The following is a 357-nucleotide window of genomic DNA, read 5'->3' as shown; positions in this document are numbered from 1 at the left end:
AGCCCAGACTGTTGATAAACATCCCGACCACAAACAGCAGCACGACAAGCAGTGGCAACAGCAGCAAGGTATTTTTCAGCGTTCGTTTCATCAGAGATCCCTTACAGCGTTTTTTCGAGCTCTTTATAGGAAAGCACGCGAACCTGGTGGCCGGAGACCAGCACCAGCGATGCCGGTTTGACTGGTGGCACATCGCTCCGTGCCTCCATCTGGCAAACAACGCCGGTCGGCGAGTCGGTGCAGTGCACATGGAGCCACTCGAAATGGAGATAGCTGGCGACAAACGCCACCAGCACAGCCAGTAGCAGATTGACGTATATTAGGCCCCTTGCCAGCATTGGCCGCCCGATACCGCTG

The 357-nt window shown here is 55.7% G+C and carries 1 protein-coding gene; it reads right to left on the bottom strand.

Annotated elements, in window-relative coordinates:
- Window positions 1–101: 101 nt before the first annotated feature.
- A partial coding sequence (locus KH400_RS22720; RefSeq protein ID WP_217228511.1) for a hypothetical protein occupies window positions 102–357 on the bottom strand: 256 nt, incomplete at its 5' end.

This window comes from Desertibacillus haloalkaliphilus (assembly GCF_019039105.1).
In the GTDB taxonomy this organism is placed as follows: domain Bacteria; phylum Bacillota; class Bacilli; order Bacillales; family KJ1-10-99; genus Desertibacillus; species Desertibacillus haloalkaliphilus.
This window is presented reverse-complemented; position numbering and strand designations above follow the sequence as displayed.